20 protein-coding genes are annotated in these 25,079 nt (G+C 72.4%); 10 read left to right on the top strand and 10 right to left on the bottom strand.

Annotated features, from left to right (window positions below; translation table 11 throughout):
* Window positions 1-55 precede the first annotated feature (55 nt).
* The gene (locus tag AC060K_RS12915) at window positions 56-1,087 is read left to right on the top strand and encodes a mechanosensitive ion channel family protein (RefSeq protein ID WP_483765802.1); all 1,032 of its coding nucleotides are present in this window, start codon (window positions 56-58) and stop codon (window positions 1,085-1,087) included.
* 124 nt (window positions 1,088-1,211) lie between these two features.
* Window positions 1,212-3,464 (top strand): 4-alpha-glucanotransferase, encoded by a 2,253-nt coding sequence (gene malQ, locus AC060K_RS12910; RefSeq protein WP_483765865.1) that lies wholly within the window; start codon window positions 1,212-1,214, stop codon window positions 3,462-3,464.
* Window positions 3,465-3,524: 60 nt separating this feature from the next.
* Here malQ and pepN read toward each other — a convergent pair whose 3' ends face one another.
* On the bottom strand, window positions 3,525-6,086 hold the full coding sequence (gene pepN / locus AC060K_RS12905) for an aminopeptidase N (RefSeq protein WP_483765801.1): 2,562 nt from the start codon (window positions 6,084-6,086) through the stop codon (window positions 3,525-3,527).
* A 300-nt stretch (window positions 6,087-6,386) separates the two neighbouring features.
* On the opposite strand from pepN, the gene AC060K_RS12900 reads away from it, so the two are divergent.
* Entirely contained in the window at window positions 6,387-7,640 is a 1,254-nt protein-coding gene (locus AC060K_RS12900; RefSeq protein ID WP_483765800.1) for a hypothetical protein, read from the top strand.
* On the opposite strand, the gene AC060K_RS12895 is transcribed toward AC060K_RS12900, so the two are convergent.
* Window positions 7,568-9,568 (bottom strand): M13 family metallopeptidase, encoded by a 2,001-nt coding sequence (locus tag AC060K_RS12895; RefSeq protein WP_483765799.1) that lies wholly within the window; start codon window positions 9,566-9,568, stop codon window positions 7,568-7,570. The genes AC060K_RS12900 and AC060K_RS12895 overlap by 73 nt on opposite strands.
* Window positions 9,569-9,626: 58 nt before the next feature.
* Between AC060K_RS12895 and AC060K_RS12890 the strand changes: the two genes are divergently transcribed.
* Both AC060K_RS12890 and AC060K_RS12885 read left to right on the top strand, forming a co-directional pair.
* Window positions 9,627-10,082, top strand: a complete 456-nt coding sequence (locus AC060K_RS12890) for a ribose-5-phosphate isomerase (protein WP_483765798.1) — start codon at window positions 9,627-9,629, stop codon at window positions 10,080-10,082.
* Window positions 10,083-11,033, top strand: a complete 951-nt coding sequence (locus AC060K_RS12885) for an Fpg/Nei family DNA glycosylase (protein ID WP_483765797.1) — start codon at window positions 10,083-10,085, stop codon at window positions 11,031-11,033. It abuts the gene before it with no gap.
* Between the two features lie 6 nt (window positions 11,034-11,039).
* Here the strand turns inward: AC060K_RS12885 and AC060K_RS12880 are convergent, their stop codons facing one another.
* The 5 genes from AC060K_RS12880 to cysK form a co-directional block, all read right to left on the bottom strand.
* The gene (locus AC060K_RS12880; protein WP_483765796.1) at window positions 11,040-12,332 is read right to left on the bottom strand and encodes a GNAT family N-acetyltransferase; all 1,293 of its coding nucleotides are present in this window, start codon (window positions 12,330-12,332) and stop codon (window positions 11,040-11,042) included.
* Window positions 12,333-12,343: 11 nt separating this feature from the next.
* Entirely contained in the window at window positions 12,344-12,808 is a 465-nt protein-coding gene (locus tag AC060K_RS12875; protein ID WP_483765795.1) for an MGMT family protein, read from the bottom strand.
* Between the two features lie 12 nt (window positions 12,809-12,820).
* On the bottom strand, window positions 12,821-13,933 hold the full coding sequence (locus AC060K_RS12870; protein ID WP_483765794.1) for an LLM class F420-dependent oxidoreductase: 1,113 nt from the start codon (window positions 13,931-13,933) through the stop codon (window positions 12,821-12,823).
* A 201-nt stretch (window positions 13,934-14,134) separates the two neighbouring features.
* Window positions 14,135-14,740, bottom strand: coding sequence for a serine O-acetyltransferase EpsC (epsC, locus tag AC060K_RS12865; protein ID WP_483765793.1), 606 nt, complete (start codon window positions 14,738-14,740; stop codon window positions 14,135-14,137).
* The gene (cysK, locus tag AC060K_RS12860; RefSeq protein ID WP_483765792.1) at window positions 14,740-15,675 is read right to left on the bottom strand and encodes a cysteine synthase A; all 936 of its coding nucleotides are present in this window, start codon (window positions 15,673-15,675) and stop codon (window positions 14,740-14,742) included. Before cysK ends, epsC begins: the two co-directional genes overlap by 1 nt.
* A gap of 414 nt (window positions 15,676-16,089) precedes the next feature.
* On the opposite strand from cysK, the gene AC060K_RS12855 reads away from it, so the two are divergent.
* The gene (locus AC060K_RS12855; RefSeq protein WP_483765791.1) at window positions 16,090-16,839 is read left to right on the top strand and encodes a carbon-nitrogen hydrolase family protein; all 750 of its coding nucleotides are present in this window, start codon (window positions 16,090-16,092) and stop codon (window positions 16,837-16,839) included.
* The gene (locus tag AC060K_RS12850; RefSeq protein ID WP_483765790.1) at window positions 16,836-17,552 is read left to right on the top strand and encodes a hypothetical protein; all 717 of its coding nucleotides are present in this window, start codon (window positions 16,836-16,838) and stop codon (window positions 17,550-17,552) included. Before AC060K_RS12855 ends, AC060K_RS12850 begins: the two co-directional genes overlap by 4 nt.
* Before the next feature lie 8 nt (window positions 17,553-17,560).
* Here AC060K_RS12850 and AC060K_RS12845 read toward each other — a convergent pair whose 3' ends face one another.
* Window positions 17,561-18,868 carry an amidohydrolase gene (locus tag AC060K_RS12845; protein ID WP_483765864.1) on the bottom strand — a complete coding sequence of 436 codons (1,308 nt, stop codon included), beginning with the start codon at window positions 18,866-18,868 and terminating at the stop codon, window positions 17,561-17,563.
* 115 nt (window positions 18,869-18,983) lie between these two features.
* Here AC060K_RS12845 and AC060K_RS12840 point away from each other — a divergent pair, with 115 nt between their 5' ends.
* A complete protein-coding gene (locus tag AC060K_RS12840) occupies window positions 18,984-19,388 on the top strand; it encodes a RidA family protein (RefSeq protein WP_483765789.1) in 405 nt (134 codons plus the stop codon).
* 12 nt (window positions 19,389-19,400) lie between these two features.
* Here AC060K_RS12840 and AC060K_RS12835 read toward each other — a convergent pair whose 3' ends face one another.
* Complete coding sequence (locus AC060K_RS12835; RefSeq protein WP_483765788.1) at window positions 19,401-20,204, bottom strand: hypothetical protein; 804 nt, start codon at window positions 20,202-20,204, stop codon at window positions 19,401-19,403.
* 123 nt (window positions 20,205-20,327) lie between these two features.
* Here AC060K_RS12835 and AC060K_RS12830 point away from each other — a divergent pair, with 123 nt between their 5' ends.
* Both AC060K_RS12830 and AC060K_RS12825 read left to right on the top strand, forming a co-directional pair.
* Entirely contained in the window at window positions 20,328-21,458 is a 1,131-nt protein-coding gene (locus tag AC060K_RS12830; RefSeq protein WP_483765787.1) for a hypothetical protein, read from the top strand.
* 36 nt (window positions 21,459-21,494) lie between these two features.
* Window positions 21,495-22,055 (top strand): maltokinase N-terminal cap-like domain-containing protein, encoded by a 561-nt coding sequence (locus tag AC060K_RS12825; protein WP_483765786.1) that lies wholly within the window; start codon window positions 21,495-21,497, stop codon window positions 22,053-22,055.
* Window positions 22,056-22,151: 96 nt separating this feature from the next.
* On the opposite strand, the gene AC060K_RS12820 is transcribed toward AC060K_RS12825, so the two are convergent.
* Window positions 22,152-24,929, bottom strand: coding sequence for a pectate lyase family protein (locus AC060K_RS12820; protein ID WP_483765785.1), 2,778 nt, complete (start codon window positions 24,927-24,929; stop codon window positions 22,152-22,154).
* Window positions 24,930-25,079: the final 150 nt, after the last annotated feature.

Raw genomic sequence — 25,079 nt, 5'->3', positions numbered from 1 at the left:
AAGACGCGCAAGAGCGGTCCGGTGCGCCCTCCAGCCGCCGGTAGCGTGGGCGCCCGTGACAGACTCCTTTGCCATGCAGCTGTTCGAGAGCGCCGAGGACTTCTGGGCGTGGTTCGGCGACAAGCCGTTGCGCATCATCCTGATCCTGGTCATCGGGCTGCTGGCCCTCGGGCTGGTCAACCGGACCATCTCTCACCTCACGGAGCGGATCGCCCAGGGTGTCACCCGGGCGCGCAGCACGAGCGGGCCGCAGCACGGGCCTGGCGGGTCGCAGGCGGTCACGGACGCGCCGACAGGGACCCTGCCCGTCGGGACGACCACCGGGGCCCGGCCCAAGCGCCGCCGCACGGGCCAGGAGCTCGTGGCCGAGGCGTTCTCGTTCGCGAACCCCGTGGCGATCCAGCGCCGCGCGCAGCGCGCCCGGACCGTCGGGTCGGTGCTGCGGTCCACGGCCGACATCGCCATCGTCAGCCTGATGGCGCTGATGATCCTTGCCACCCTCGGGGTGAACGTCGCGGCGCTGCTCGGCGCCGCAGGCGTCGTGGGTGTCGCCCTCGGCTTCGGCGCCCAGTCGCTCGTCAAGGACTTCATCTCCGGCATCTTCCTGCTCATCGAGGACCAGTTCGGCGTGGGCGACAACGTCGACCTCGGCAACGGCGTGAACGGCACCGTGCAGGAGCTCGGCCTGCGCCTGACCCAGGTACGGGCCTTCGACGGCACCCTCTGGTACGTCCGCAACGGCGAGATCCTGCGGGTCGGCAACCGCACCCAGGAATGGAGCCGCGCGCTCGCGTCGGTCCAGGTCCCGGTCGGGGCCGACGTCGACGTGGTCCGCACCGCCCTGGGCCGTGCCGCCGACAAGGTGCAGAACGACCCCAAGCTGGCCGAGCACCTGCTGGAGGCCCCCTCGGTGCGCGGCGTGGACGCCGTCGACGCCGCGGCGCTCACCTTCACCCTGCACGTGCAGACGCGTCCGGCGAAGCAGTGGGAGGTGGAGCGGGCGCTGCGCCTCGCCGCCCACCACGAGCTGCTCGGCGCGGGCATCATCGCGAGCTCGGCGCCGGCCGAGGTGCCGGGGGTCCAGTAGGAGGCGATCCGCGCTCAGCGGCGTGGCGCGGCGCACCGGCGAGCCGTCCTCCGTCGTCCGGCCCGGGTGGGATGGCAGGATCGTTCCCGTGAGCGACGAGACGACGGCACCCGAAGGGCAGGTCATGCCGGAGGGCACGACCGGTGATGCCGTGCCGGGTGAGCTCCTCGAGCTCGCGGCAGCGCACGGCATCCTGACCGAGTACACCGACCAGGACGGCGTGCTGCGGCAGGTGCGAGCCTCCACGCTCGTCGCCGTGCTGGGCGCGCTGGGGGTGACGGCGACGTCGTCCGAGGCGGTCGCCGCGAGCCTCGAGAGCGCCCGGGACGCCGCCTGGCGCGCTGTGCTGCCCGACTGCGTGGTGGTGCGGCAGGGCGACGAGACGCAGGTGCCCGTCCACGTGCCGCGCGACTCCGGGGTCCATGCCTGGGTCGAGCTGGAGCCGGAGGACCACGCGTCCCTGCCTGCCAGCACCACTCCCTGGCGGGTGACGCCCACGGGGCCCTCGTTCGGTCACACCGAGCGACAGCGGCGCGACCTGGCTGCCGCCGACGTCGAGGCCGAGTCGAGGACGATCGGCTCCCGCACGCTGGAACGCACGCTGTTCACCGTCCCTGCGGACCTGCCGCTCGGCTGGCACACGCTGCACGCCCGTTGCGACGCGTTCGCCGTGAGCACCACCCTCGTGGTCACGCCCGACCGCCTGGGGCTGCCAGAGGGCCTCTCCGAGCGCCAGGCGTGGGGCTTCCTGGTCCAGCTCTACTCCGTGCGCTCCCGCGACTCCTGGGGGCTGGGCGACCTCGCCGACCTGTCCGACCTTGCCTGGCTCACCGCCCACAACGCGGGGGCGGACTTCCTCGGGATCAACCCGCTGCACGCCACCGAGCCCACGGTGCCCGTCACGCCCTCGCCGTACCTGCCCGTCTCTCGCCGGTTCCTCAGCCCGCTGTACATCCGCGTCGAGGACATCCGGGAGACCGCGTACCTGTCCGCTGCGGACCGCTCGCTCGTGGAGTGGGCGGCCGAGCCGGTCCGCGAGCTCGCCACCGACCCTGGGCCCATCGACCGCGACGCGGTCTGGGAGGCCAAGAAGGCGGCCCTGGAGGTCGTGTTCACGGCGCCGCGGTCGGCCGCGCGCCAGACCGCGCTGGACGAGTTCGTCCTCGAGCAGGGGCGCGGGCTCGCCGACTTCGCGACGTGGTGCGCCATCGCCGAGCACCTCGACGGGCGCGAGTGGCCTCCGGAGCTCGCCGACCCCGGCTCGCACGCCGTGACGCTGCTCCGCCGGTCCCTGGCCGAGCGCGTCCAGTTCTACATCTGGCTGCAGTGGGTGGCCGACGAGCAGCTCCGGGCGGCCCACCGGGCCGGGCTCGACGCGGGCATGCGCCTCGGGCTCCTGAAGGACCTGCCGGTCGGGGTACACCCCGAGGGCGCCGACGCCTGGGCCAACGCGTCGGTCCTCGCCCGCGGCGTGACGGTGGGCGCGCCACCAGACATGTACAACCAGCAGGGGCAGAACTGGTCCCAGCCGCCGTGGCACCCGGTCGCCCTCGCGAAGTCCGGGTACGCCCCGTACCGCGACATGCTCCGGACGGTCCTGCGCCACGCGGGAGCCCTCCGGGTGGACCACGTGCTCGGCCTCTTCCGCCTGTGGTGGATCCCGGGTGGCGCGAAGGCCTCGGCCGGTGCCTACGTCCAGTACGACCACGAGGCGCTCGTCGGCATCCTCTGCCTGGAGGCGCACCGCGCGGGAGCGATGGTCATCGGCGAGGACCTGGGCACCTTCGAGCCCTGGGTCCGCGACTACCTCGACTCCCGCGGCATCCTCGGTACGTCCGTGCTGCTCTTCGAGCGGGACGACGACGGGGCGCCCCGTGAGCCGGAGTCGTACCGTTCGCTCGCGCTCGCGACCGTGACGACCCACGACCTGCCGCCCACGGCGGGGTACCTCGCGGGCGAGCACGTGGACCTGCGCGAGCGGCTCGGGCTGCTCACCGAGGACGCCCAGGTGCTGCGCGGCCGGGCCAGGGCCGAGCGCGACGCCCTCGTCGACGCGCTGTCCCGGCGGGGTCTCACCACGTTCGACCCGTCCGAGCGCGAGCTCGTCGAAGGCCTGCACCGCTACCTGCGCGACACGCCGTCGGTGCTCGTGGGGGTGCACCTCACGGACGCGGTGGGGGAGCGCCGGGCGCAGAACCAGCCGGGGACGGACCAGGAGTACCCCAACTGGAAGGTGCCGCTCGCCGACTCGTCGGGCAGCCTCGTGCTGCTGGAGGACCTGTTCGACAACGCCCGGCTGCGGTCGCTCGTCGCGGTGATGAATGAGGAGCCGCTGCCGGAGGACCTCCCGCGGCTGGCGAAGAAGAAGTCCCGCTAGAACCTGGCCCCGCCGAGACAGTGACTTCGTCGGACGAGGTCACTGTCTCGGCGGGGAGGGTCAGGCGTCGGCCGCCTGCGCGGCCAGGGCCCGCTCGGTGCCGGCGAGTGCCTCGATCACCATGCGGCGCAGCGCGGGCGCCACGTCGGCGTGCGCGTCGAGCCACCCGCGGGTGGCCGTCGCCAGCTCCTGCGACGCCAGCGGTGCCGGGTAGAAGCCCTCGACGATCTCCTCGGCGATGTGGTACGTGCGCTCGTCCCAGACGCGCAGCAGCGCGTCGAGGTAGGGCTGCACCAGCCCGGCGAGCACCGACGGGTCGTTGACGTGGAGCACGCCGAGGCCCGTCTGCCGGATGATCGCGTTGGGCACGTCCGCGCTGTCGGCGACCGACGAGAACGCCGTCAGCTTGGCCTCGGTGCTCGGGATGGTCGCCCGCACGCGGGCGGCCGACTGGCGACCGGTCGCCGTGTCGTCGTCGGCCAGGGTGGCGTCGATCTCCTCGTCGCCCGCGGCGCCGTTGAGGACGAGGCCCTCGAGGAGCTCCCAGCGGAGGTCGGTGTCGATCTCCAGGCCGTCGAGCGAGCCGGTCCCGTCGAGCAGCCCGCGCAGGGCCGCCACGTGCGCCGGGGTGGAGGCGAGGTGCGCGAAGAACTTGACCAGCTGGAACTGCAGGTCGGAACCGGCGGCGGCACCCTGGGCGAGGGTCCACAGCGTGTCGCCGGCCTCGGCCAGCACCGCCGCCCGGCGGTCGGGCGCCACGTACTGCTTGGCGGCCAGGGCGAGCTGGTTCAGCGTGGTCCGGATGGTGGTGGACTCGGTCTCGGACGCGATGTTGCCGAGGACGAGACGCACGTAGTCGCTCGCGGGGGTCTCGCCGTCGCGGACCGCGTCCCAGACGGAGCCCCACACGAGCGAACGGGCCAGCGGGTCGGAGATCTGGGCCAGGTGCTCGATCGCGGCGGAGAGCGAGCTCGGGTCGAGCCGGATCTTCGCGTACGCCAGGTCGTCGTCGTTGAGGAGGACAAGTGCCGGGCGGTCCAGGGCCAGGAGGTCCTGTACGTCCGTGCGGGCGCCGTCGACGTCCACCTCGACGCGGTGCGTGCGCACCAGCGCCCCGTCCACCAGGTTGTAGAACCCGATGCCGAGCCGGTGCGGGCGCAGCGTGGGCCACTCCTGGGGCGCGCTCTGCAGCACCGTGAACGAGGTGATGCGGTCCTTGTCGTCCACCTCGACCTGCGGGCGCAGCGTGTTGACGCCTGCGGTCTCGAGCCAGAGTGCCGACCAGGAGCTCAGGTCGCGGCCGCTGGTGGCCTCGAGCTCGGTCAGCAGGTCGACCAGCTCGGTGTTGCCCCATGCGTGCTTGCGGAAGTACGCCGAGACCCCGGCGACGAAGGCGTCGCGGCCCACCCAGGCCACGAGCTGCTTGAGCACGGAGGCGCCCTTGGCGTACGTGATGCCGTCGAAGTTGACCTGGACGTCCTCCAGGTCGTTGATCGTGGCCACGATCGGATGCGTGGACGGCAGCTGGTCCTGGCGGTACGCCCAGGCCTTCTCCATCGAGGCGAACGTGGTCCACGCCGCCTCCCACTCGGTGGCCTCCGCGGTCGCGAGGGTCGAGGCGTACTCGGCGAACGACTCGTTGAGCCAGAGGTCGTTCCACCACTTCATCGTGACGAGGTCGCCGAACCACATGTGGGCGAGCTCGTGCAGGATCGTGACGACCCGGCGCTCGCGTACGGCGTCGGTCACCTTGGAGCGGAACACGTAGGACTCGGTGAACGTGACGCAGCCCGCGTTCTCCATGGCGCCCATGTTGTACTCGGGCACGAAGAGCTGGTCGTACTTCGTGAACGGGTACGGCACGCCGAACGTCGACTCGAAGAACGCGAAGCCCTGGCGGGTCTTCTCGAAGATGTAGTCGGCGTCGAGGTGCTCGGCGAGCGACTTGCGCGCGAACGCACCCAGCGGGATCTCCCGGCCGTCGGACGACGTGAGCGACGAGCGCTCGACGGCGTACGGGCCGGCGACCAGGGCCGTGATGTACGACGAGATGCGGGGCGTGGGCGCGAACGTCCAGGTCGCCGCCTCGACCGCGGGGTCGGTGGCGTGCTCCGCGGGGGCCGGCTCGGGCGTGGGCTCGTTGCTCACGACCTCCCAGGCGGCCGGCGCGGTCACGGTGAACTGGAAGGTGGCCTTCAGGTCGGGCTGCTCGAACACCGCGAAAACGCGCCGGGAGTCGGGCACCTCGAACTGCGTGTACAGGTAGACCTCGCCGTCGACCGGGTCCACGAAGCGGTGCAGGCCCTCGCCGGTGTTGGTGTAGGCGCAGTCGGCCACGACGACGAGCTCGTTCGCTGCGGCCAGGCCGTCCAGCGCGATGCGGGAGTCGGTGAAGACGGCCGCGGGGTCCAGCTCGCGGCCGTTCAGCACGATCGAGCGCACGGTCGGCGCCACGAGGTCGACGAACGTCGCGGCTCCCGCCGTGGCCGTGAAGCGCACGGTGGTGCTCGACCGGAAGGTGGTGGGCCCGGTGGTCAGGTCCAGCGCAATCTGGTACGACTCGACAGACACCACGCCGGCGCGCTCGGACGCCTCGGCACGGGTCAGGTTCTCTCCGGGCACGGACCCTCCACTCGTCACGGGCGACGACCGCCCTGTGAGACAAATCAGGGTCGATCATGCCACGGCCCGCCGACGTTCCCGGGTGCGGCGATGTCGTGGGGCGGTGGTGATCGGTTGGTGCCGATCGGTATCCACTTCCTCCTGAATCACGCCGAAATCGTGGGATCCTGGTTCGACCTCGTGGCCTCCGGCGTGAGACCCTGCCGGGTGGCCCTGGCGCGCTCCGTGCGCCTGCCTCGGCCGCCATCCATCGTCCGGAGGTCGCGGCGACCTACCCGACCGAATTACCAGGGAGACGAGATGTCCGGCACTGTGCCGCCTCCGCCGCCCCCGCCCGGGGGCCCGTCGTACGAGCCCTACGGCGGCGCCGGTGACGAGCCCCGCACGCCCACGGCGCCCACCGCGGCGCAGCCGGCCGTCGTGCCCGCGCCCGACCAGGCGCAGCAGCCGTCCGCCGGTCACCACGCCCCCGTGCCCCCGGCCCCCGGCTCCCACCAGGCGGCCCCCGCGCCGGCGCCCGGGGTCCAGCGCGTGTCCACCGCCACCCGCATGCCTCCCGCGATCTCGCCCGGCGCGCAGTTCGCCCAGGCCGTGACCCCGGCCCCGGCCCGGCCCGGCCAGCCGGTGGTGCACTCGCTCAACGCCCACGCGGGCCAGCCGCCGGCTCAGCCTCCGCAGGATGCGAGCCTGCAGCAGTACTTCCCCGAGCAGTACGACCAGCAGCAGGGCTACCCGCCCGCCCAGTACCCGCCTGCCCAGTACGCCCCGCAGGGCTATGCGGGCCAGTACGACCAGGCTCAGCCGCCGCAGTACGCCCCGGCCGGGTACGACCCGGCGGGCTATGAGCAGGCAGGGTACGACCAGGCCGGCTACGGCCAGGCGGGTTACGACCAGCAGTACGCCGCGCAGCCCGCCTACGCGGGCGGGGGCGGTGGCGACCGCGGCGGGCTGAGGTCCCGCCTCACGCCCGGGTGGATCGCCTTCATCGCCTTCGACATCGTGCTGGTCGTCGCGGCCGTCATCTTCGCGGTGAACCTCTTCGGTGACGACGCCCCCGAGTCCGCGACCCCCGGCTCGTCGGTGAGCGCGGGCGCGTCGCCCGAGGCGTCCGACGACGCCGCGGCCCAGGCGGTCACGTTCAGGTCCCCGTCCGGCAACATCAGCTGCTCCATCACGCCCGACGCCGCACGCTGCGGCATCGCGACGCTGAACAACCAGCCGGTGCCCGCGGAGAGCTGCGACGGCACCATCGGCTACGTGGTGACGGTCGACGCCGCGGGCAAGGTCGCCCAGCCGTGCGTGGCCGCGGCCGACCAGCCCGTGAAGGCGGGGAACGACGTCCCCGCCGTGGAGTACGGCCAGCAGCAGCGGGCCCACGGCTTCACCTGCACCAGCTCGGAGGCGGGGATGAAGTGCGTGTCCGACGCCACGGGCACCGGCTTCTCCATCGCGAAGGCGGGCATAGGCGCCGTCGTCGGCCGCTACCAGATGCGCACGCGCTCCGCGGGCGGGAGGTACAGCGCGTCGTCGGGCGTGACGCCGAAGGCCTCGTAGAACTCGTCCACGTTGCGCACCACTCCGTTGCAGCGGAACTCGTTGGGAGAGTGGGGGTCGGTCGCGAGGCGGCGCACCAGCTCCTCGTCGCGGCCCTTCGACTGCCACACCTGCGCCCAGCCGAGGAAGATGCGCTCGAGGGCCGTGAGGCCGTCGATCACCGGCGCCTCGTCGAGCGGCTTGCCGAGCGCGATCCGGTACGCCTTGATCGCGATCGACAGGCCGCCCAGGTCGCCGATGTTCTCGCCGACCGTGAGGCTGCCGTTGACGGTGGGGCCGTCCTGCGGAAGCTGGGCCGGGCGGAAGGCGTCGTACTGCGCGATCAGCGCTGCGGTCCGCTTCTCGAACTCGGCGCGGTCGGCGTCGCTCCACCAGTCCTCGAGGCGCCCGTCGCCGTCGTACTTGGACCCCTGGTCGTCGAAGCCGTGGCCGATCTCGTGGCCGATCACGCCGCCGATGCCGCCGAAGTTCACCGCGTCGTCGGCCTCCGGGAAGAAGAAGGGCGGCTGCAGGATCGCGGCGGGGAACACGATCTCGTTCATGCCGGGGTTGTAGTAGGCGTTGACGGTCTGCGGCGTCATGAACCACTCGTCACGGTCCAGCGGCCGGCCGATCTTGGCCAGCTCGCGGTCCTGCTCGAACGCGTTCGCCCGGCGGACGTTGCCCACCAGGTCCGTCGCGTCCACGGCGAGGGCCGAGTAGTCGCGCCACTTCACCGGGTAGCCGACCTTCGGCGTGAACTTCTCGAGCTTGGCCAGGGCCTTGGCCTTGGTCTCGTCCGTCATCCAGTCCAGGTTCTCGATGGACTCGCGGTACGCGGCCACGAGTGCCTCGACCAGCACGTCCATGCGCTCCTTGTGGGACGGCGGGAAGTGGCGTGCCACATACTCCTGCCCCACTGCCTCGCCCAGCGCGGCCTCCACGAGGGACACGCCCCGCTTCCAGCGGTCGCGCACCTCCTGGGCGCCGGTGAGGATGCGGCCGTAGAAGTCGAAGTTGGCCTCGACGATCTCGTCCGTGAGGTACGGCGCGCGGGCCGTGACCACGTGATAGGTCAGCCAGGCGGTCCAGTCCTCGACGGGCTGCGACTCCCAGAGCGCCGCGAAGCCGTCGGCGAACTCGGGCTGACGCACCACGAGCTGGTCGAGCGAACCCTCGGGCGCGCCGAGCGCCTCGGCCCAGGCTGTCCAGTCGAAGCCGGCCGCCCGCGCCGCGAGGTCGGCGAGGGTGGTCGGGTTGTACGTGAGGCCCGCGTCGCGGCTGCGCACCCGGTCCCAGTGGTGGCTCGCGAGCTGGGTCTCCAGCGCGACGACCCGCTCAGCAGCGGCCTGCGGCTCCGTGACCCCGGCGAGCCCGAGCATCCGGGCCACGTGCGGCGTGTACGCGGCGCGCACCGTGGCGTACTGCTCGTCGCGGTAGTACGCCTCGTCGGGGAGCCCGAGGCCGGACTGCGACAGGTACACCACGTACCGCTCCGGGTCGGTCGCGTCGTTGTCCACCCAGAAGGCGACGGCCGAGGCGCCTCCCGTGCGCTGGAGGGCGGCCAGCGCGCGGGTCAGGGCCGCCTTGTCCGTGGCGCTCCCGATCAGCGCGAGGTCCTCGGCGAGGGGTGCGGTGCCGAGCGCCTCGATGCGCTCGGTGTCCATGAAGCTCGCGTAGAGGGCACCCACCTTGGCCTGGGTGCTCGCGGGGTCGGCCCCGGGCGCGCCGGCCGTCGCCGCGGCGTCGAGGATGATCTCGCGGACGTGCTCCTCGGCCTGGTCGTGCAGGGCGCGGAAGGATCCGTCCATGGCCCGGTCGGCGGGGATCTCGTGGCCCGCGATCCAGCGCCCGTTGACGTGGAGGTAGAGGTCGTCCTGCGGCCGGACGGCCGGGTCGAGGGCGTCGAGGTCGATACCCGACGGAGGGACGGTGGCGTCGGTGGTCATGGCGCCCAGACTACGGCCAGCCCGGCGAGGCACGGCAGACATGGGAGAAGATGAGGGCATGCGCCTGCACATCGCCGCCGACCATGCCGGGTACGAGCTCAAGGTCCACCTCGTCGAGCACCTGCGTGCCGACGGCCACGACGTCGTGGACCACGGGGCCCACGAGTACGACGCCCTGGACGACTACCCCTCCTTCTGCATCTCCGCCGGTGAGGCCGTCGTCGCCGAGCCCGGGTCCCTCGGGATCGTGATCGGCGGATCCGGCAACGGCGAGCAGATCGCCGCGAACAAGGTGGACGGCGTGCGCGCCGTCCTCGCCTGGTCCCTCGAGACCGCGAAGCTCGGCCGCCAGCACAACAACGCCAACGTGATCGCCGTGGGTGGCCGCATGCACTCCGTCGACGAGGCGGTGTCGTTCGTCGACGCGTTCGTGGCGGAGCCCTTCTCCGGCGACGAGCGTCACGCCCGCCGCATCCAGCAGCTGGCCGACTACGAGAAGTCCCGCGGAGTCTGAGTGCCCGAGGGACACACCGTCCATCGCCTCGCCCGCACGTTCGGGTCGCTGTTCGCCGGGCAGCCCCTGGAGGTGACCAGCCCGCAGGGCCGGTTCGCCGACGGCGCCGCGCTGCTCTCCGGCCGGCGGCTCGAGGTGGCGGAGGCCTGGGGCAAGCAGCTCTTCCTCGGGTTCTCCGGCGGGCTGTGGCTCCGCACGCACCTCGGCCTCTACGGGGCGTGGACGTTCGCGGGCGACGGGTCCGCCGAGGTGGCGCACGCCATCGGGGCGCCGCGCAAGCGGGTGGGGGAGCGGGAGACCGTCGTCGCTGTTCCCCCCGACTCCGCCGGGCCGTGGGCGCCGCCCGGCCCGCGCGGCGCCGTGCGCGTGCGGCTGCTCGGCGAGCACGCCGTCGCCGACCTCACCGGACCGGCGGCGTGCGAGGTGATCACCACGGCGGAGAAGGTGGCGGTCGAGGCCCGCCTCGGGCCCGACCCGATCCGGGCAGGCGCCGACCCCGCCCCGTTCCTGGAGCGGGTGGGCCGGTCCCGCACCACCGTGGGGCAGCTGCTCATGGACCAGGCCGTCGTGGCCGGCGTGGGCAACATCTACCGCGCCGAGGTGCTGTTCCGGGCGGGGGTGGACCCGCTGCGGCCGGGCCGGGACGTGCCCCGCGCGGCCGTGCGGGCGGTGTGGGACGACCTCGTCGACCTCATGGCCGACGGCGCCCGCACCGGCGCCATCGTGACGACGCGGCCGGAGCACCGGGACGGGGCGGGTGGCCGGGACGGTGGCGGGTCGCGCACGCCGACCCGGCAGAACACCGACGGTGCGCCCGGCGCCGTCGCGGCGGAGGACGCGTTCTACGTCTACCACCGCGACGGACTGCCCTGCCGGGTCTGCGGCACGCCGGTGCTCGTCAAGGAGCTGGCGGGTCGCAACCTCTTCTGGTGCGGCGTCTGCCAGACGTGAGCCCGGTCAGAAGACCCAGCTGCACACCGGCGCCACCGGCCAGCCGAACGCCGCGCTCGCTCGCGCCAGGGTGCCCGGGGAGTGCTCGGTGACGAGCCCTGCCGTCGCCATCGCGGCGAGGGACATGCCACCGAGGTAGGCGGCGCCGAGCTCGCGCACGTCCAGCGACAGGTCGGCGGCGGCGTCGGTGCGCTCCGCCGTCGCCTCGCCGAACGCGGCGGCGCGCAGCCGGTAGGTGCCCGCGTTCCGCGGCACGCGGGTGTCGGTCACGGCCAGCGTCACGTCGACGTCCGCCGCGTACTGCCGCCCGGACAGGGCCGAGGCCACGTCGACGAGCCGGACCCAGACGTTGTCGGGCGTGCGCGGCACCACGGCCCGCGGGTTCACCAGGAGCTGCATGAGGACGTCGTCGACCGGGAGGGCGAACGGCGTGACCTCGCTCATCAGGTCGAGGTCGAGGAGCGTGCCCCACAGGACGCGGGCAGAGGCGGCGTCGAGCGCCACGGCCTCGCCCACGAACACCGTGCCGCTCGGGCCCGCGGGCTCCCAGTCGAGCTTGCGGCGGAACGTCGCGTAGGCCCGTGGTTCGCCGTCGCGCTCGACCACGACGATCCTGCGTGACTCCCGTCCTCCGCGGTAGGCCGCCGGGTCGGACCAGTAGTTCGCCTGCAGGCCCTCGGTCTCCCGGGCGGCCCAGCCGGGCCGGTTCAGGCCCGGGACGCCCGTGGGTGCCGCCCCCGCGGTGCGGTGGACGCGGTCCACGAGCGCGCCGTGCCGCTCCCGGCTCGCGCGCTCGATCCGGACGGTCAGCCCGTCGGTCCCCGGGACGTCACGGAGCGCGGCGCCGCGGGGGATCGTCGCGCGCAGGTCGTTCGCCGCCAGGCCGTAGCCGAACCGGCCGTAGATCGCCGCCTCCGCGGCGAACAGCACCGACAGCGGCTCGCCGCGCTCGGCACACTGAGCGAGGTGCAGGTCGATCATGGCGCTGAGCAGCCCGCGGCGGCGGTGCTGCGGGTGCACGCCCACCCAGGTGAGGCCGGCCGTCGGCAGCGTCCCACCCGGCACGGGGAACTCGGTGAACTCGTACGAGGAGTGGAGTCCCGCCAGGCCTTCGTGGCCGTCCGCCTCGATGCCCACGGTGCGGGCCAGGTCGAGGGGCGACGGGTGCTGGAGGGCGTCTTCGACCTCGACCGAGGACGGGAAGGCCCAGAAGTCGAGGTCGAGCCGGGCGCGGTGGTCGTCGTCGGTCAGGGTACGGAACCGGTAGCCGGCCGGGAGGGGGACGTCGGGGAAGGTCATGCGACCGATCGTCACCCGCGACGACGGGGGCCGCCAGGCATTTCCGGGTCGCCGTCCGGCTCCGGTACGTCCGCGTGGCCCAGGTCGCCCGCCGTCGGGAACCAGATCGCACGCCGCAGGTCGACCCGGCGGCCGTCCCTGCTGAGCGGGCACGCCTCGGCGCGGAGCGCGTCGAGGGCCGCCGTCAGGTGGTGTGCGGGCGGGGACCCCGCCGCGTTCACCACCCGCCACCACGGCAGGTCGAAGGAGTCCTGCGCCGGGCCGATCACCACGGCGTCGTCGGGCAGCAGGTGCGCGTACCGGTCCGCCGAGCCGGAGAGCACGCTGCCGACCTGCCGGGGACCTCCCCGGTGGAGCGTCTCGGCGACGATCTCGGCGATCAGGCCGTACGTCATCGCACGCCCCGGCGGGATCTGGCGCACCAGGTCCAGCACGGCGGCGGCGTACTCCTCGGCGCCCGTCAGGTCGTCGGCCATCCCGGCATCCTGTCAGACCTTGCGGGGCGCCACCCGGCTCAGCGCCGAGCCCGCGGCGGAGCGCAGGCGCCCGGCCGTGGTGGTGTCCTGGGCCGCGGCCAGCACCGTGAGCATCGAGGCCGGGTCACCCTGCACGAGCATCGTGTTCAGCGCGGTGGACTCCCACCGGGCCAGGTCGCGGCGCACCTTCGAGGCGGGCCCCACCAGGGCGATCTCCTCGACGAGCGAGGTGGGCACGGCCGCCGCCGCGTCGTCCTTGCGCCCCTGGAGGTACAGAGCCTGGACCTCGTCCATGGCGTCCTTGTACCCGAGCCGGTCCAGTGACGCCTTGTGGAAGTTGGCCTCCTTCGAGCCCATGCCACCCGCGTACAGGGCGATGTGCGGCCGGATCACGTCGGCAGCCTGCTCCACGTCGTCGCGCACCACCACCGGGACCGTGGCCATGACCTCGAACGAGCTCGCCGGCGACCGCTCCTCGGAGCGCGCCGCGAAGCCCTCGCTGAGGAGTGCGCGGAACTCGTCGTCCATGCGCGGGGCGTAGAAGCCCGCCATCCACCCGTCGGCGATCTCCGCGGCGAGCGCGACGTTCTTGGGCCCCTGCGCCGCGAGCACGATGGGGATCTCACGCCGGTACGGATGCACCGTCGGCTTGAGCGCCTTGCCGAGGCCCGTGGCGCCGGGCGTCTCGGGGGACAGGGGCAGGTGGTAGAACTCGCCGTCGATCGAGACCGGACGCTCGCGCGCCATCACCTGGCGCACGACGTCGACGAACTCCCGCGTGCGGGCCAGGGGCTTGCGGTACGGCTGGCCGTACCAGCCCTCGACCACCTGCGGCCCGGAGGCGCCGAGGCCCAGCACGAACCGGCCCTTGGACAGGTGGTCCAGCGTGATGGCCTGCATCGCCGTGGCGGTGGGAGTGCGGGCCGCCATCTGGGCGATCCCTGTGCCGAGCCGGACCTTCCGGGTGCGGGAACCCCACCAGGCGAGGGGCGTGAACGCGTCGGACCCGTAGGCCTCGGCGGTCCAGACGGAGTCCAGGCCCAGCTGCTCAGCGGCGACGATCGCCTGCTGGATGCCCGTCGGGGGCTTGCGGGACCAGTAGCCGGTCTGGATGCCGATGCGCATGGGATGTCCTCGTCGTCGAGCGGGCGGGGGTTATCCGGGACGCACGGTCCCGGGTAACGCTGGGAGCACCCTATCGCGCCGACGCCCGACGCCGAAGGGCCGGCCTCAGCCGGTCGTGTCGCCCGCGGCTGCGGGCCCCGGAACGCCGAACGCCGCCCCAGGGCTGGTGCCCCGGGGCGGCGTCCTGACACACTCCGCGTGTCAGATCACGTACTCGATGAGCTCCGACGGGTCCTCGACGCGCGGGCTCTCCGGCTCGCGGGGCTCGGGGAGCCGGACGCGGGCCGGCACGCCCACGGCGACCGCCCCCGTCGGCACGTCCTTGACCACCACGGCGTTGGCGCCCACCTGGGCGTCGTCGCCGATCCAGACGGGGCCGAGGATCTTGGCCCCGGCGCCCACGAGGACGCGGTCCCCGAGCGTGGGGTGGCGCTTGCCGCGGCGCATGGAACGGCCGCCGAGGGTCACGCCGTGGTACAGCATCACGTCGTCGCCCACCTGGGCCGTCTCGCCGATGACCACACCCATGCCGTGGTCGATGAAGAGCCGGTGGCCGATCCGGGCGCCCGGGTGGATCTCGATGCCGGTGGCCGCCCGCGACGCCTGCGAGAGCAGGCGCGCAGGCAGGCGCAGCAGCGGGATACGCCACAGGCGGTGGGAGACGCGGTGGACCCACACGGCGTGGACGCCCGGATACGCGAGCGCGATCTCCAGGCGCGAGCGTGCCGCGGGGTCGTGGGTGCGCGCGGCCTCCAGGTCCTCGGCAAGGACCCGGCCGAACGCGCGTACCCGGGCGAGGAAGGACATTAGTCGAGGAGGTCCTGGTAGAGGATCGTCGACAGGTAACGCTCACCGAAGTCGGGCACGACCGTGACGATCAGCTTGCCGGCGTTCTCGGGCCGGCGGGCCAGCTCGATCGCGGCGGCGAGGGCGGCGCCGGACGAGATGCCCACGAGCAGGCCCTCCTCCTTGGCGGCGCGGCGCGCGAAGTCCACGGCGGTCTCGGCGTCGACGTCGATGACCTCGTCGTAGACCTTGGTGTCGAGGATCTCGGGCACGAAGTTGGCGCCGATGCCCTGGATCTTGTGCGGGCCGGGGGCGCCGCCGTTGAGGATCGGCGACTCCTTGGGCTCGACGGCGACGATGGTGATCTCGGGCTTGCGCTCCTTGAGCACCTGGCCCACGCCGGTGATGGTGCCGCCGGTACCGATGCCCGCCACGACGATGTCCACCTCGCCGTCGGTGTCGGCCCAGATCTCCTCGGCGGTGGTGCGACGGTGGATCTCCGCGTTGGCCTCGTTCGCGAACTGGCGGGCCAGGATGGCGCCCGGACGCTCGGCGGCGATCTTCTCCGCGGCCGCGACCGCGCCCTTCATGCCCTCGGAGCCGGGCGTGAGCACCAGCTCGGCGCCGTAGGCGCGGAGCAGCGCGCGGCGCTCCTTGGACATGGTCTCGGGCATCGCGAGGACCACGTTGTAACCACGGGCCGCGCCGACCCACGCCAGGGCGATGCCGGTGTTGCCCGACGTGCCCTCGACGATGGTCCCGCCCGGCTGCAGCTCGCCGGACGCCTCGGCGGCGTCGATGATCGCCACGCCGATGCGGTCCTTGACGGAGTTGGCCGGGTTGTAGAACTCGAGCTTGGCCACGACGGTGGCCTCGAGCCCCTCGGTGAGTGCGTTCAGACGGACGAGAGGCGTGTTGCCGATCAGCTTGGTCGCGTCGTCGTAGATGCGGGCCATGGGTCTTCCTTCGGGTGGGTGCTTGCGGGACGGGGCACGAGGTACTCGGGTCGTGCGGGTCAGGAGGAGACCGGAGCGCCACGCGAGCGCTGCGGCCACGGGGCGCCGGCGGCGCTCGGGTGGTCAGGCGGGTCGCGGACGCTCTACCGACAGCATCGACAGCACAGCGCGGGCGCGCAGGTCGACGACGTCCCGGCCGGCAGGGAAGGCGTGCGGGGGAGCGTGGGGCGCGTGCTGCGCATGGCTTCCTCCCGGTTCACGTGACGGCCTTCCCTCGTGGTGCGAGCCGACACGGAGTCGGCTCGCGAGACGAGATTATCCAGGGCCCGGACTCTTCGACAAGCCCTGTCTCACTGATCGACCGTTTCGATGGACGGGACCGCCGAGCCTCGTCCGTTTCGCTACGGTTCGGACATGATCCCCGAGGACCCGCTGACCGTCGCCGCCGTGCAGTGCGTGCCCGTCCGGGACGTCCGGACGAACATCACGGCTGCGGCGCTCGCCGCACGGGCCGCGGCCGACGCCGGCGCCCGCCTCGTCGTCTTCCCCGAGCTGTCGCTCACCGGGTACGACCTGGCGGACCTCGGTCGGCCGGAGGCCTGGTTCACGTCCGGCGACCCGCGCCTCGAACCCGTCCGCGAGGTTGCCGCCGCCCAGGGTGCGACGGTCGTCGTCGGCGCCCCGGTGGAGCACGACGGCGCCCGGCACATCGCCTCGATCGCGATCACGGGCACCGGTCCTGACGTCGTCGCGGCGAAGACGCACCTCCACGGTGCCGAGTCGGACGTCGTCGTGCCCGGCCGCGGCCCTGTGGTGGTCGAGGTGGCCGGCTGGCGGGTCGCCCTGGCCGTGTGCCTCGACACCGCGTTCCCGTCGCACGCGGCGGCGGCGCGCGACGCCGGGGCAGACGTCTACGCCGCCTCCGTCCTGTACACCGAGGGTGAGGAGCGCCGCCTGGACGTGCGCCTCGCGGCGCGGGCGATCGACCACCGCTTCTACACGGTCGCGGCAAACCTCGGCGGACACCCGCTCGGGGTCCGCTCGGCAGGCGGCTCGGGGGTCTGGGCGCCCGACGGCGTCCCGGTCGCCACCGCGCGCAGCCGGGACGGGGAGACCGTGCTCGCCGGCCTCGACCCGGCGCGTCTCGCGAGCATCGCCTCGTGACTCACCCGGACATGACGGGCACCACCGCCGGCGAGCCCGTCTTCTCGCCCGACGCGCACCGGCTCGACCTCGGGCGAACCAGCCTGGTGGCGGTGGTCGTCGGGGTTGCCGTGACCGCGCCGCTCGCGTGGCTCTGCCTCACGGTCGTCGTCGATCCCGCGGCGGGAGCGGCCCGCTGGGTCGGCCTCTTCTTCGCGCTGCTGTTCGGCGGCCTGGCGGTGCTGTGCCTCCTCGCCGCGCGGACCGCGACCAGGCCCCGCGGCATCGTCGTCGACGCGGCCGGGATCTGGTTCTGGCACGGGAAGGACTGGGACCTCGTCGCGTGGAGCGGGATCGCCCGCGCGGGCGTCTCGTTCGAGCTGCCGCCGAGCGCTCCCGCGACGTCCGTCCAGGGCAAGGTGACCGGCTGGGCCACCGACAAGGCGATGGAGGCGCTGCACATCACCGACAAGCGGCGCACCGCCCTGGAGATCGTGCCCCTGCGCGAGGAGGACCTGACATCCGTGCCGCGACTGCTCCCGTACCGCAGGCCTGACAAGCAGCCGGTCCCCGGGCTGCCCGCCGTCCGGTGGTACGTGCCGGTCGTCCCCGGCTACCACTCGTGGAAGAACCTCATGGCCGCCGGAGAGCGGTTCGGCGGCCAGGCGTGGGTGGGTTTCTTCCAGCGTCCGTGGGGCAGCATCGGCAACGGCTGGGTCCAGCCGCGCGGCTGACCCCGGGGTCAGAGCGGACGAAAGCCTGCGTCGTCGTCGGACGGTGAGCCCAGGTAGGCCAAGGCGGTGACGACGAGGGCCTCGACGCCGATCCTCAGCGTCGGGTCGGGCACGGGCGCGAACTTCGGTGAGTGGTTCGACGGGATGTCCTGCTCGAGGGTCCCGGCGCGCTCCGCCGCGTGAAACGCCTCCGGGTCCCAGCCGCCGAGCAGCCAGTAGACGATCGGTGCGCCGACGGCCGTCGCGAGGAGGCTCACGTCCTCGCTCCCCGAGACCGGCCCGGGGTCGATGACCCTGTCTGCGCCGAAGTGGCCGGCGAGCACGGCACGGGTGCGCTCGGCCTCGGCCGGGTCGTTCACGACGGGCGGGAAGCTGTCGACGATCGTGATCCGAGGTGGCTGCGGCGCGCCCGCGGCGGCCGCCTCGCCCCGGACGATGCGCTCCACCGCCCCCAGGACCCGTGCGCGCACTGCCTCGTCGAACGAGCGGACGTTCACCCCGAGGTACGCCCCCTCGGGAATGATGTTCTCCTTGGTGCCCGCCTGGAGCGCGCCCACCGTCACCACGGCGGCCTCCGTCGCGGCCACCTCGCGCGCCACGATGGTCTGCAGGCGCATCACCGTCGACGCCGCCATCACCACCGGGTCGACCGTGGTCTCCGGCCGCGACCCGTGGCCGCCACGGCCCACGAGCCGGATGTCGAAGGTGTCGGTGCCCGCGAACGCCGCACCACCCCGGACGCCGAGCCACCCCGCCGGGTACGGCGCCACGTGCTGCCCCAGGACGATGTCAGGGCGCGGTACCAGGTCGTACAGGCCGCCGTCGATCATCGCCTGCGCACCGCGTCCCAGCTCCTCGGCCGGCTGGAACACCACGACGAGCGTCCCTGACCACCGGGACCGCCCCTGGGTGAGGAGCTCGGCTGCGCCCAGCAGCGCGGTGACGTGGACGTCGTGGCCGCATGCGTGCATCAGCCCCGACTCGATGCCGTCGGCGGTGGTGCCCCGCACGGTGCTGGCGTAGGGGAGCCCTGTCTCCTCGGTGACCGGCAGAGCGTCCATGTCGGCCCGGAGCAGGACGCACGGACCGTCACCCGCGACGAGCACTCCGACCACGCCGGTGCCCCCGACGCCGGTGTGCACCGTGAACCCGAGGGCACCGAGCCGGTCGGCCACCAGCGCGGCCGTACGGGTCTCCTCGAACGACAGCTCAGGGTGCGCGTGCAGGTCGACGTAGGTCTCGCGAAGGCGTGGCAGAAGCGCTTCCAGCGATCCGAGCACGGCACCGGCGTCGACAGGCGCCCCGGACAACGTCATGCCGCTCACGATGTCACCGAACCCCCGGATCCGCCTGGGAGACGGGGGTGCGGGCACCCGTCGGGGCCGGAGGTAGCGGCCAGCGGCCGGCCTGCACCTCGCCTAGTTTGACGATATGGACCAGATCGAGCTGCTACAGCCAGAAGGGCTCGTCAAGAGCCCAGCCTTCAGCCACGTCGCCGTCGTCCCGCCCGGCGCGACGACGATCCACGTCGGCGGGCAGAACGCCGTCGACGCCGCCGGCCGGCTCGTCGGGGGCGACGACGCCGCCGAGCAGACCCGGCAGGTGATGGCCAACCTGACGACCGCCCTCGCCGCCGCGGGAGCCGGGATCGAGCACCTGGTCAGCGTGACCGTACTCCTCGTCGAGGGCGTGGACCTCAACGCCGCCTACGGCGCCGCGGCCGCGGCGCTCGCCGCGGCGCCCCGGCCCCCGCTCGTGACGGCCGCGATCGTCCGAGGGCTCGGGGTTCCGGGTGCGCTGGTGGAGGTGTCAGCGCTGGCGGCCGTGGTGCGGTGAGCCGGCGCGCGGCTACCGGGAGCAGCCCAGGCGCTCGGTGTCGAACGCGATGTCGTCCATCCAGACGTCGAAGTGGTCCGGCGTCGGGCCGCCCTGGTAGAGCTGCCAGCCCACCTTGATGGTGTTCGCCACGGGGAGGACGAAGTCGGTGTCCGCCCCGCCGTGGTTGGTCGTGGAGACCTCCAGGTCGGGCTGCTCGACGCCGTCGAACCACACCGAGACGCGGTTCTCGGGACCGGACCACTGGAACTCGACGCACTGCCAGCGGTCCTCGACGGTCGGGGCCGACTCGCGCCAGCTCGTCCAGTCGCCGGTCGGGCCGCCGTCGGCCCCCACGCCCCAGAACGTCGCGTCCGGGCCGACGGTCGGCGCGAACTGGCCGCCGAGCGGCCGCACGATCTCGGAGCTGCCCGAACCGGTCGCCTCGACGAGGGTGAAATGGGCCCAGTCCGGTGCGGTGGGGAAGTCGTCGACCTTCAGCCGCAGGCGGCCGTAGAAGCTGTTCCCCGGAGCGGAGAAGTCGGTCACCTTGAGGAACGCCATGCCGTTCCCCTCGGTGTGCACGTGCAGGACCTTGCCGGCGCGGCCGGCCCGCTCGACGCGGAGCGTCCCGTTCCGGGTGTCGATGCCCCAGTCGAGGCTTGCGGCCCCGCCGGCGGGCAAGGACTCGAAGTCCTCGCAGAAGAGCGCGTCGGTGCGGGCGCACACGGCAGAGGGCGACCCGCCGCCGTGCGCCGCGACGGACGTCTGCCCGGGCGTGGCACCCGCCGCCGGTACGGCTGCCAGCGCCGTCACTGCCAGCAAGCCCATGGTCATCAACGCTCGGACCTTCTTCACGCGTGCACCAGCCGTTTCTTCAGGAGGGAGGGACGACCGGACGGTAGGGGCCGGACCGACGCGCCGGACAGGGACTGAAACGTTTGGTCTTATGATGCGGTAATGCCCGATATGCCCCTCGCTGCGTGGGAACTCGCTCTCAGCGGAGCCCCGACCGACGAGGACCGCATCCGGATCATCTGCGACCACTACATCGAGAGCCTGGACGAGGAACCGAATGCCTGGGTTGCGTCGTTGCCCGAGGTCGTCGAGCGTCATGGGCTCTCCGTCCACGTGCTGCGCCGGTGTGTCTCGAGCATCTCGTGGCGAGCCCGCGAACGCGGCCACGGCATTCCGGACGACCACCTTCTCGCGGCCGGCGCCGACAGCCAGAGCAACCACCTTCGCAACCTCACGTTGGCCTACGCGCAGACCTACCGTCTGCGCTTCGACTTCAAGTTCGCACAGCTGGAGGCTCTGACGCGGAGCTGGCGCAAGAAGTACCAGGACGACGCGCTCCTGCTCTCGCTCGCGGCGTTCGCTGCGCTCGGCAAGCGATCACCCCATGCCCTGGGCCTGCTCAAGGACATCGACCGGCTGCCCGACTACGACGCGTCCTGTCGCTGGATCTGCTTGCACGGGCTCTGGTTCTCGGCGAGCGTGAAGGAGCACGCGGAGCGCGCCCTCACGATCTCCAACGAGATCGTCCGCTCCGGGCACGAAGACGCGAACGTCCACTATTGGCGTGCTGGCGTACTACGACACCTCGGTCGGCTCGAGGACGCGCTCGTGTCCATCGACCTGGCGATCGACCAGCTCGGTCCTGGAGGCAACGACATCCATCAGGACTACATGAGAGAGCGCGAGCTGATCTCGGCGACCATCGCGACCGAGTCCCGTATCCGCACCGTCGGGGCCGACGTTCGTGCCGAGCTCGAAGCGCAGTTCGACGAGCGGCTCGCGGAGATCACCCGTGACATCGAGCGGCAGCACGACACCGCCCGGCGCATCGTCTCGGAGAGCCTTCTGGGACTCGTCGAAGTTCTCGCCATCTTCGTCACGCTCGCCGCGTTCCTCGTCGGCTCCGGCACGATCCTGACGCAGGCGAGCGGCTTCTGGCAGAACTTCGCTGCCGTGTCGCTGCTCCTTGCGGGCAGTGCCCTGTTGTTCTGGCTGTTGCGACTGATCGTCCAGCCCCCCAAGCGCGGCGTCGACGGCGCGGTCGCCATGCTCCGGCGATGGCTCAAGAGGTGATCGTCGTGCCCTGCCTTTCGTCTAGGGTCGCTGCTCATGGCGATCCTCCATCAGGCGACCCTTGTCCCGAGCAAGCGTGAGATCCTCGCGGGCTGGCTGCCCGACCAGCCCTGGTTCCCAGGCGGTGGTTTCGAGCCGGTCGGCAGCTTCCGGCTCGACGACCCCGACGGCGAGGTCGGTATCGAGCTCGCACTCGTGCGGACCGACGACGGCACGGTCGTGCACGTCCCGTGCACCTACCGGGGCGCCGAGGCGCCGGAGCTCGCCCACGCCCTGATGGGCACCTCCGAGCACTCGGTGCTCGGCACCCGCTGGTTCTACGACGCCGCCGCCGACCCCGTGTACCTGGCAGCCGTGCGACAGGCGATCCTGACCGGGGCAGCGCAGGCCCGGGAGGAGGTGCACCACGCGGACGGGACGGTCGTTCCGCGGGACAACCCGGTCCGGGCGAGGGGCGTCGCGGGCGGCGGTGCCGACGACGACGCAGCGGTGCGCACCGTCCGCGTGCCACGGCCGCCGGAGGATGTGGTCCCCTCGCTGGTCGCGACGTGGGAGGGCCAGGACGAGCCGCTGGCCGTGGCGGTCCTCGCACCCTGAGCGATCCGCACGAGAGGCCCGGACCCGCACGAGGTGCGGGTCCGGGCCTCTCTCAGGACCAGACGTGGGCGCCGACGGCGTCCTGGGCCGGCTCGGTCAGAGCGTCACGGTGGTGCCTCCGATGGTCACCACGAGCCGTCCGTCGGACGCGAACGACCAGTTCAGCGAGCCCGAGTACTGCGAGCAGCGGGAGCCGTTCGAGCCGGACCACCACTGGTTGCCACCCGCGTCGTTGCCGATGATCCGGTCGGACGACCCGCTGGTGCAGGAGGTGTTGTTCCGGAACGTCGACGTGCCGCCGTCGAAGTTGAAGTTGCGCTCGGTGTTGCCGATGCTCAGGTTGTTCTCGATGGTCATCGAGCCGGGGTTGCTGTTGAACGTGAACCCGTGCTTGCCGTTGTCGTAGGCGATGCTGCGCTTCACGGTGTGGTTCACCGCGATGCCTTCGCCGCCGAGCTTGTACCCGTTGCGGTCGCCCGCCCCGGCCTGGGAGCCGTCCGTCAGGGTGCCGTTCTCGAACGCGAGCGAGTCCTCGATCGTGACCGTCCCGATCGGGCCGGTGTCAGACTTGGTGTACAGGTCCCAGCCGTCGTCGATGTTGTTGTGCGCCACGGTGTACCGGAACACGTTGCCGGGGCCTACCGTGAGCTTCGGAGCGAACCCGTCGGCGTCCTCACCGTCGGAGTCGGCGTTGTCATGCGACACGGACGACACGATCAGGTTGTTCGCAGGCCACTCACTGGACGGAGCGCCGGCGGTGTAGCGGGAGAGCTGGAGGCCGGAGTCCCGGTTGAACCGGGTGATGACCCGCTCGATGACGTTGTTGCTGCCGCCGAGGAGGATGCCGTTGTCTCCGGCGCGCTCGACGACGATGCCGCGCAGGTGCCACCAGTCGCCACCGATGGCCAGGCCGCGGTTGGCGGGGTCCTCGGTCTGTGCCGAGAAGTTCAGCACCGGCGTCTCACCCGGGTAGGCGAACAGCTTGGTGCGGTTCCCGGAGAGCCCGTCCTTGCCCGGCGTGATGCTGATCGTCTGCGTGTAGCGGTAGGTGCCACCGCGCAGGTAGATCGTGCCGCCGGGAGCGATCCGGTTGATCGCCGAGGCCAGCGTCGTGGGGGCCGCCTCGGTGCCGGCGGCGCTGTCGGTGCCGCTCGGCGACACGTACAGGGCGTTGGCCGTGGGCGGGTCGGTCGGGTCGGACGTCGGGGTCGGGGTCGGCGTCGGCGTCGGCGTGGGGTTGCCGCCGCCGGACGGGGCGCTCGCATAGGTCTCGAACTCAGCCACCCGGGGGGTGCCGGTGGAGCTGGTGATGACGAGGCTGATCTTGGTCAGCGAGGCCGCCGGGAAGGTGACGGGGGTGGTGGTGAGTCCGGTGCCGGAGGCGAGGGTGGCGCCGGTGTTGTAGTTGACCAGGCGCCAGGCACCGATGTTGCTGGTCGCGCCGGAGGCCTGGCGGATCACGACGGCGCCGACGGTCTTGGCCGAGGACCACTTGACCGAGACGGTGCCGGTGGAGCTGGACGGGGACCAGTAGGTGCTGGCGTTGCCGTCGATCACGTTGCCGTAGCTGGTGCCGTCGGCCTTGCTGGAGCCGTCGGCCCCGGCGCCGAGGCTCAGGTTCGGCCCGGTCGGGACGCCCGGGGTGGGGGTGGGGGTCGGGGTGGGGGTGGGCGTCGGTGTGGGGGTCGGGGTGGGGGTGGGCGTCGGTGTGGGGGTCGGGGTGGGCGTGGGGGTGGGCGTGGGCGTCGGGGTCGGGGTCGTGGGGGTGCAGGACCCGTCAGAGACCTGCAGACCCTTGTTTGCGCCCGCGGTGGCGGCGACGACGGCCGGGACGCAGGACGCGGCGTCCAGGGTGTACGGGTAGGAGATCGACACGCTGGTGTTGGACGTGGGGTTGGGTCCGGCGGGGTTGTGGTCGGTAGAGCGCGGCGACCAGGTCACGTTGTCGAAGATGTTGCCCGCGACCTGCCAGTACCCGGCGGCGTCGGTGTAGAAGGTGCCCAGGACGTCCTTGGAGTCCTTGAAGTAGTTGTTGTCGACCTTGGCCTTCGCCCCCGCGCGGGAGTTGATGCCGGACTCGACGAGACCCACGTAGTGGTTGTTGTAGATGTGGGAGACGCCGCCGCGCAGCAGCGGGGTCCGGGAGTTGAGGTTCTGGTACAGGTTGTGGTGGAACGTGACGTTCCCGTTGGTCAGGTCGGTCTCGCTCGAGCCGATGAGGCCACCGCGCTCGGAGTTGCGCAGGATCGAGTACGACAGGGTCACGTACTGGGTGTTGTTCTTCATGTCGAACAGGCCGTCGTACCCCTCGGCCTCCCCGCCCGAAGCCTCGAGCGTGGTGTGGTCCACCCAGATGTTGCGGACGTTGGACTCCATCCCGATCGCGTCGCCACCGTTGGAGGTCGGCGAGCCGGACTTCTTGACGTTCCGGACGGTGACGTTCTGGATGATGATGTTGCGCGAGTCGCGGATGTGGATCCCGATCTGGTCGAACACCGCTCCGGCGCCGACGCCGACGATCGTGACGTTGCTGATCGACTTGAGCTCGATCACGCCGGCTGCGGTGGAGCACCCGGGTCCGGACACCGCGGTGGTGTTGCCGTGGTTGATGGTGCCTTCGACCTGGATGATGATCGGCGTGCTCGTGGTCGGCCGGGCGCACAGCGCAGCGTGGATCGCGGTCCCCGTGGTGGCCCGCACGGTCTGACCACCGGCACCGCCGGTGGTACCGCCGTTGAGGGTGGCGAATCCTGTGACCCCGCCGGTGGCGGCCTGGGCGTCCGGCGCAGTCGCCAGCGTGGTGATGCCGATCGTGGCGGCCAGGGCCAGGGTGGCCCCCGCCGCAAGGGCGCGTAGTCCCACTCGTGCTCTCATGTCATGCCTCACAGTTCCTCGTCGAAATGCGGGAGATGGTCGTGCACTTTTCTCCGAGCCCAGGGGGCACCCGCCCATAGCGGGCCACTGTGCCCACCCCGGCGCTGGACCAGGCACAGATCGCACAAAACCCTCGGGTAACCGGTTTCC

Source organism: Antribacter sp. NEAU-D49 (genome assembly GCF_057158775.1).
Note: the sequence above shows the minus strand (reverse complement) of the source record. Positions and strands in the feature narration are given on the sequence as shown.

Excerpts from the sequence above, each read along its gene's own strand:
- AC060K_RS12880 (WP_483765796.1), bottom strand. The coding sequence starts at position 12,332 with ATGACCTTCCCCGACGTCCCCCTCCCGGCCGGCTACCGGTTCCGTACC.
- AC060K_RS12845 (WP_483765864.1), bottom strand. The coding sequence starts at position 18,868 with ATGACGTTGTCCGGGGCGCCTGTCGACGCCGGTGCCGTGCTCGGATCG.
- AC060K_RS12840 (WP_483765789.1), top strand. The coding sequence starts at position 18,984 with ATGGACCAGATCGAGCTGCTACAGCCAGAAGGGCTCGTCAAGAGCCCA.
- AC060K_RS12890 (WP_483765798.1), top strand. The coding sequence starts at position 9,627 with ATGCGCCTGCACATCGCCGCCGACCATGCCGGGTACGAGCTCAAGGTC.
- AC060K_RS12825 (WP_483765786.1), top strand. The coding sequence starts at position 21,495 with ATGGCGATCCTCCATCAGGCGACCCTTGTCCCGAGCAAGCGTGAGATC.
- AC060K_RS12895 (WP_483765799.1), bottom strand. The coding sequence starts at position 9,568 with ATGACCACCGACGCCACCGTCCCTCCGTCGGGTATCGACCTCGACGCC.
- AC060K_RS12830 (WP_483765787.1), top strand. The coding sequence starts at position 20,328 with ATGCCCGATATGCCCCTCGCTGCGTGGGAACTCGCTCTCAGCGGAGCC.
- AC060K_RS12820 (WP_483765785.1), bottom strand. The coding sequence starts at position 24,929 with ATGAGAGCACGAGTGGGACTACGCGCCCTTGCGGCGGGGGCCACCCTG.
- AC060K_RS12900 (WP_483765800.1), top strand. The coding sequence starts at position 6,387 with ATGTCCGGCACTGTGCCGCCTCCGCCGCCCCCGCCCGGGGGCCCGTCG.
- malQ (WP_483765865.1), top strand. The coding sequence starts at position 1,212 with ATGCCGGAGGGCACGACCGGTGATGCCGTGCCGGGTGAGCTCCTCGAG.
- AC060K_RS12855 (WP_483765791.1), top strand. The coding sequence starts at position 16,090 with ATGATCCCCGAGGACCCGCTGACCGTCGCCGCCGTGCAGTGCGTGCCC.
- cysK (WP_483765792.1), bottom strand. The coding sequence starts at position 15,675 with ATGGCCCGCATCTACGACGACGCGACCAAGCTGATCGGCAACACGCCT.
- AC060K_RS12870 (WP_483765794.1), bottom strand. The coding sequence starts at position 13,933 with ATGCGCATCGGCATCCAGACCGGCTACTGGTCCCGCAAGCCCCCGACG.
- epsC (WP_483765793.1), bottom strand. The coding sequence starts at position 14,740 with ATGTCCTTCCTCGCCCGGGTACGCGCGTTCGGCCGGGTCCTTGCCGAG.
- AC060K_RS12875 (WP_483765795.1), bottom strand. The coding sequence starts at position 12,808 with ATGGCCGACGACCTGACGGGCGCCGAGGAGTACGCCGCCGCCGTGCTG.
- AC060K_RS12835 (WP_483765788.1), bottom strand. The coding sequence starts at position 20,204 with ATGACCATGGGCTTGCTGGCAGTGACGGCGCTGGCAGCCGTACCGGCG.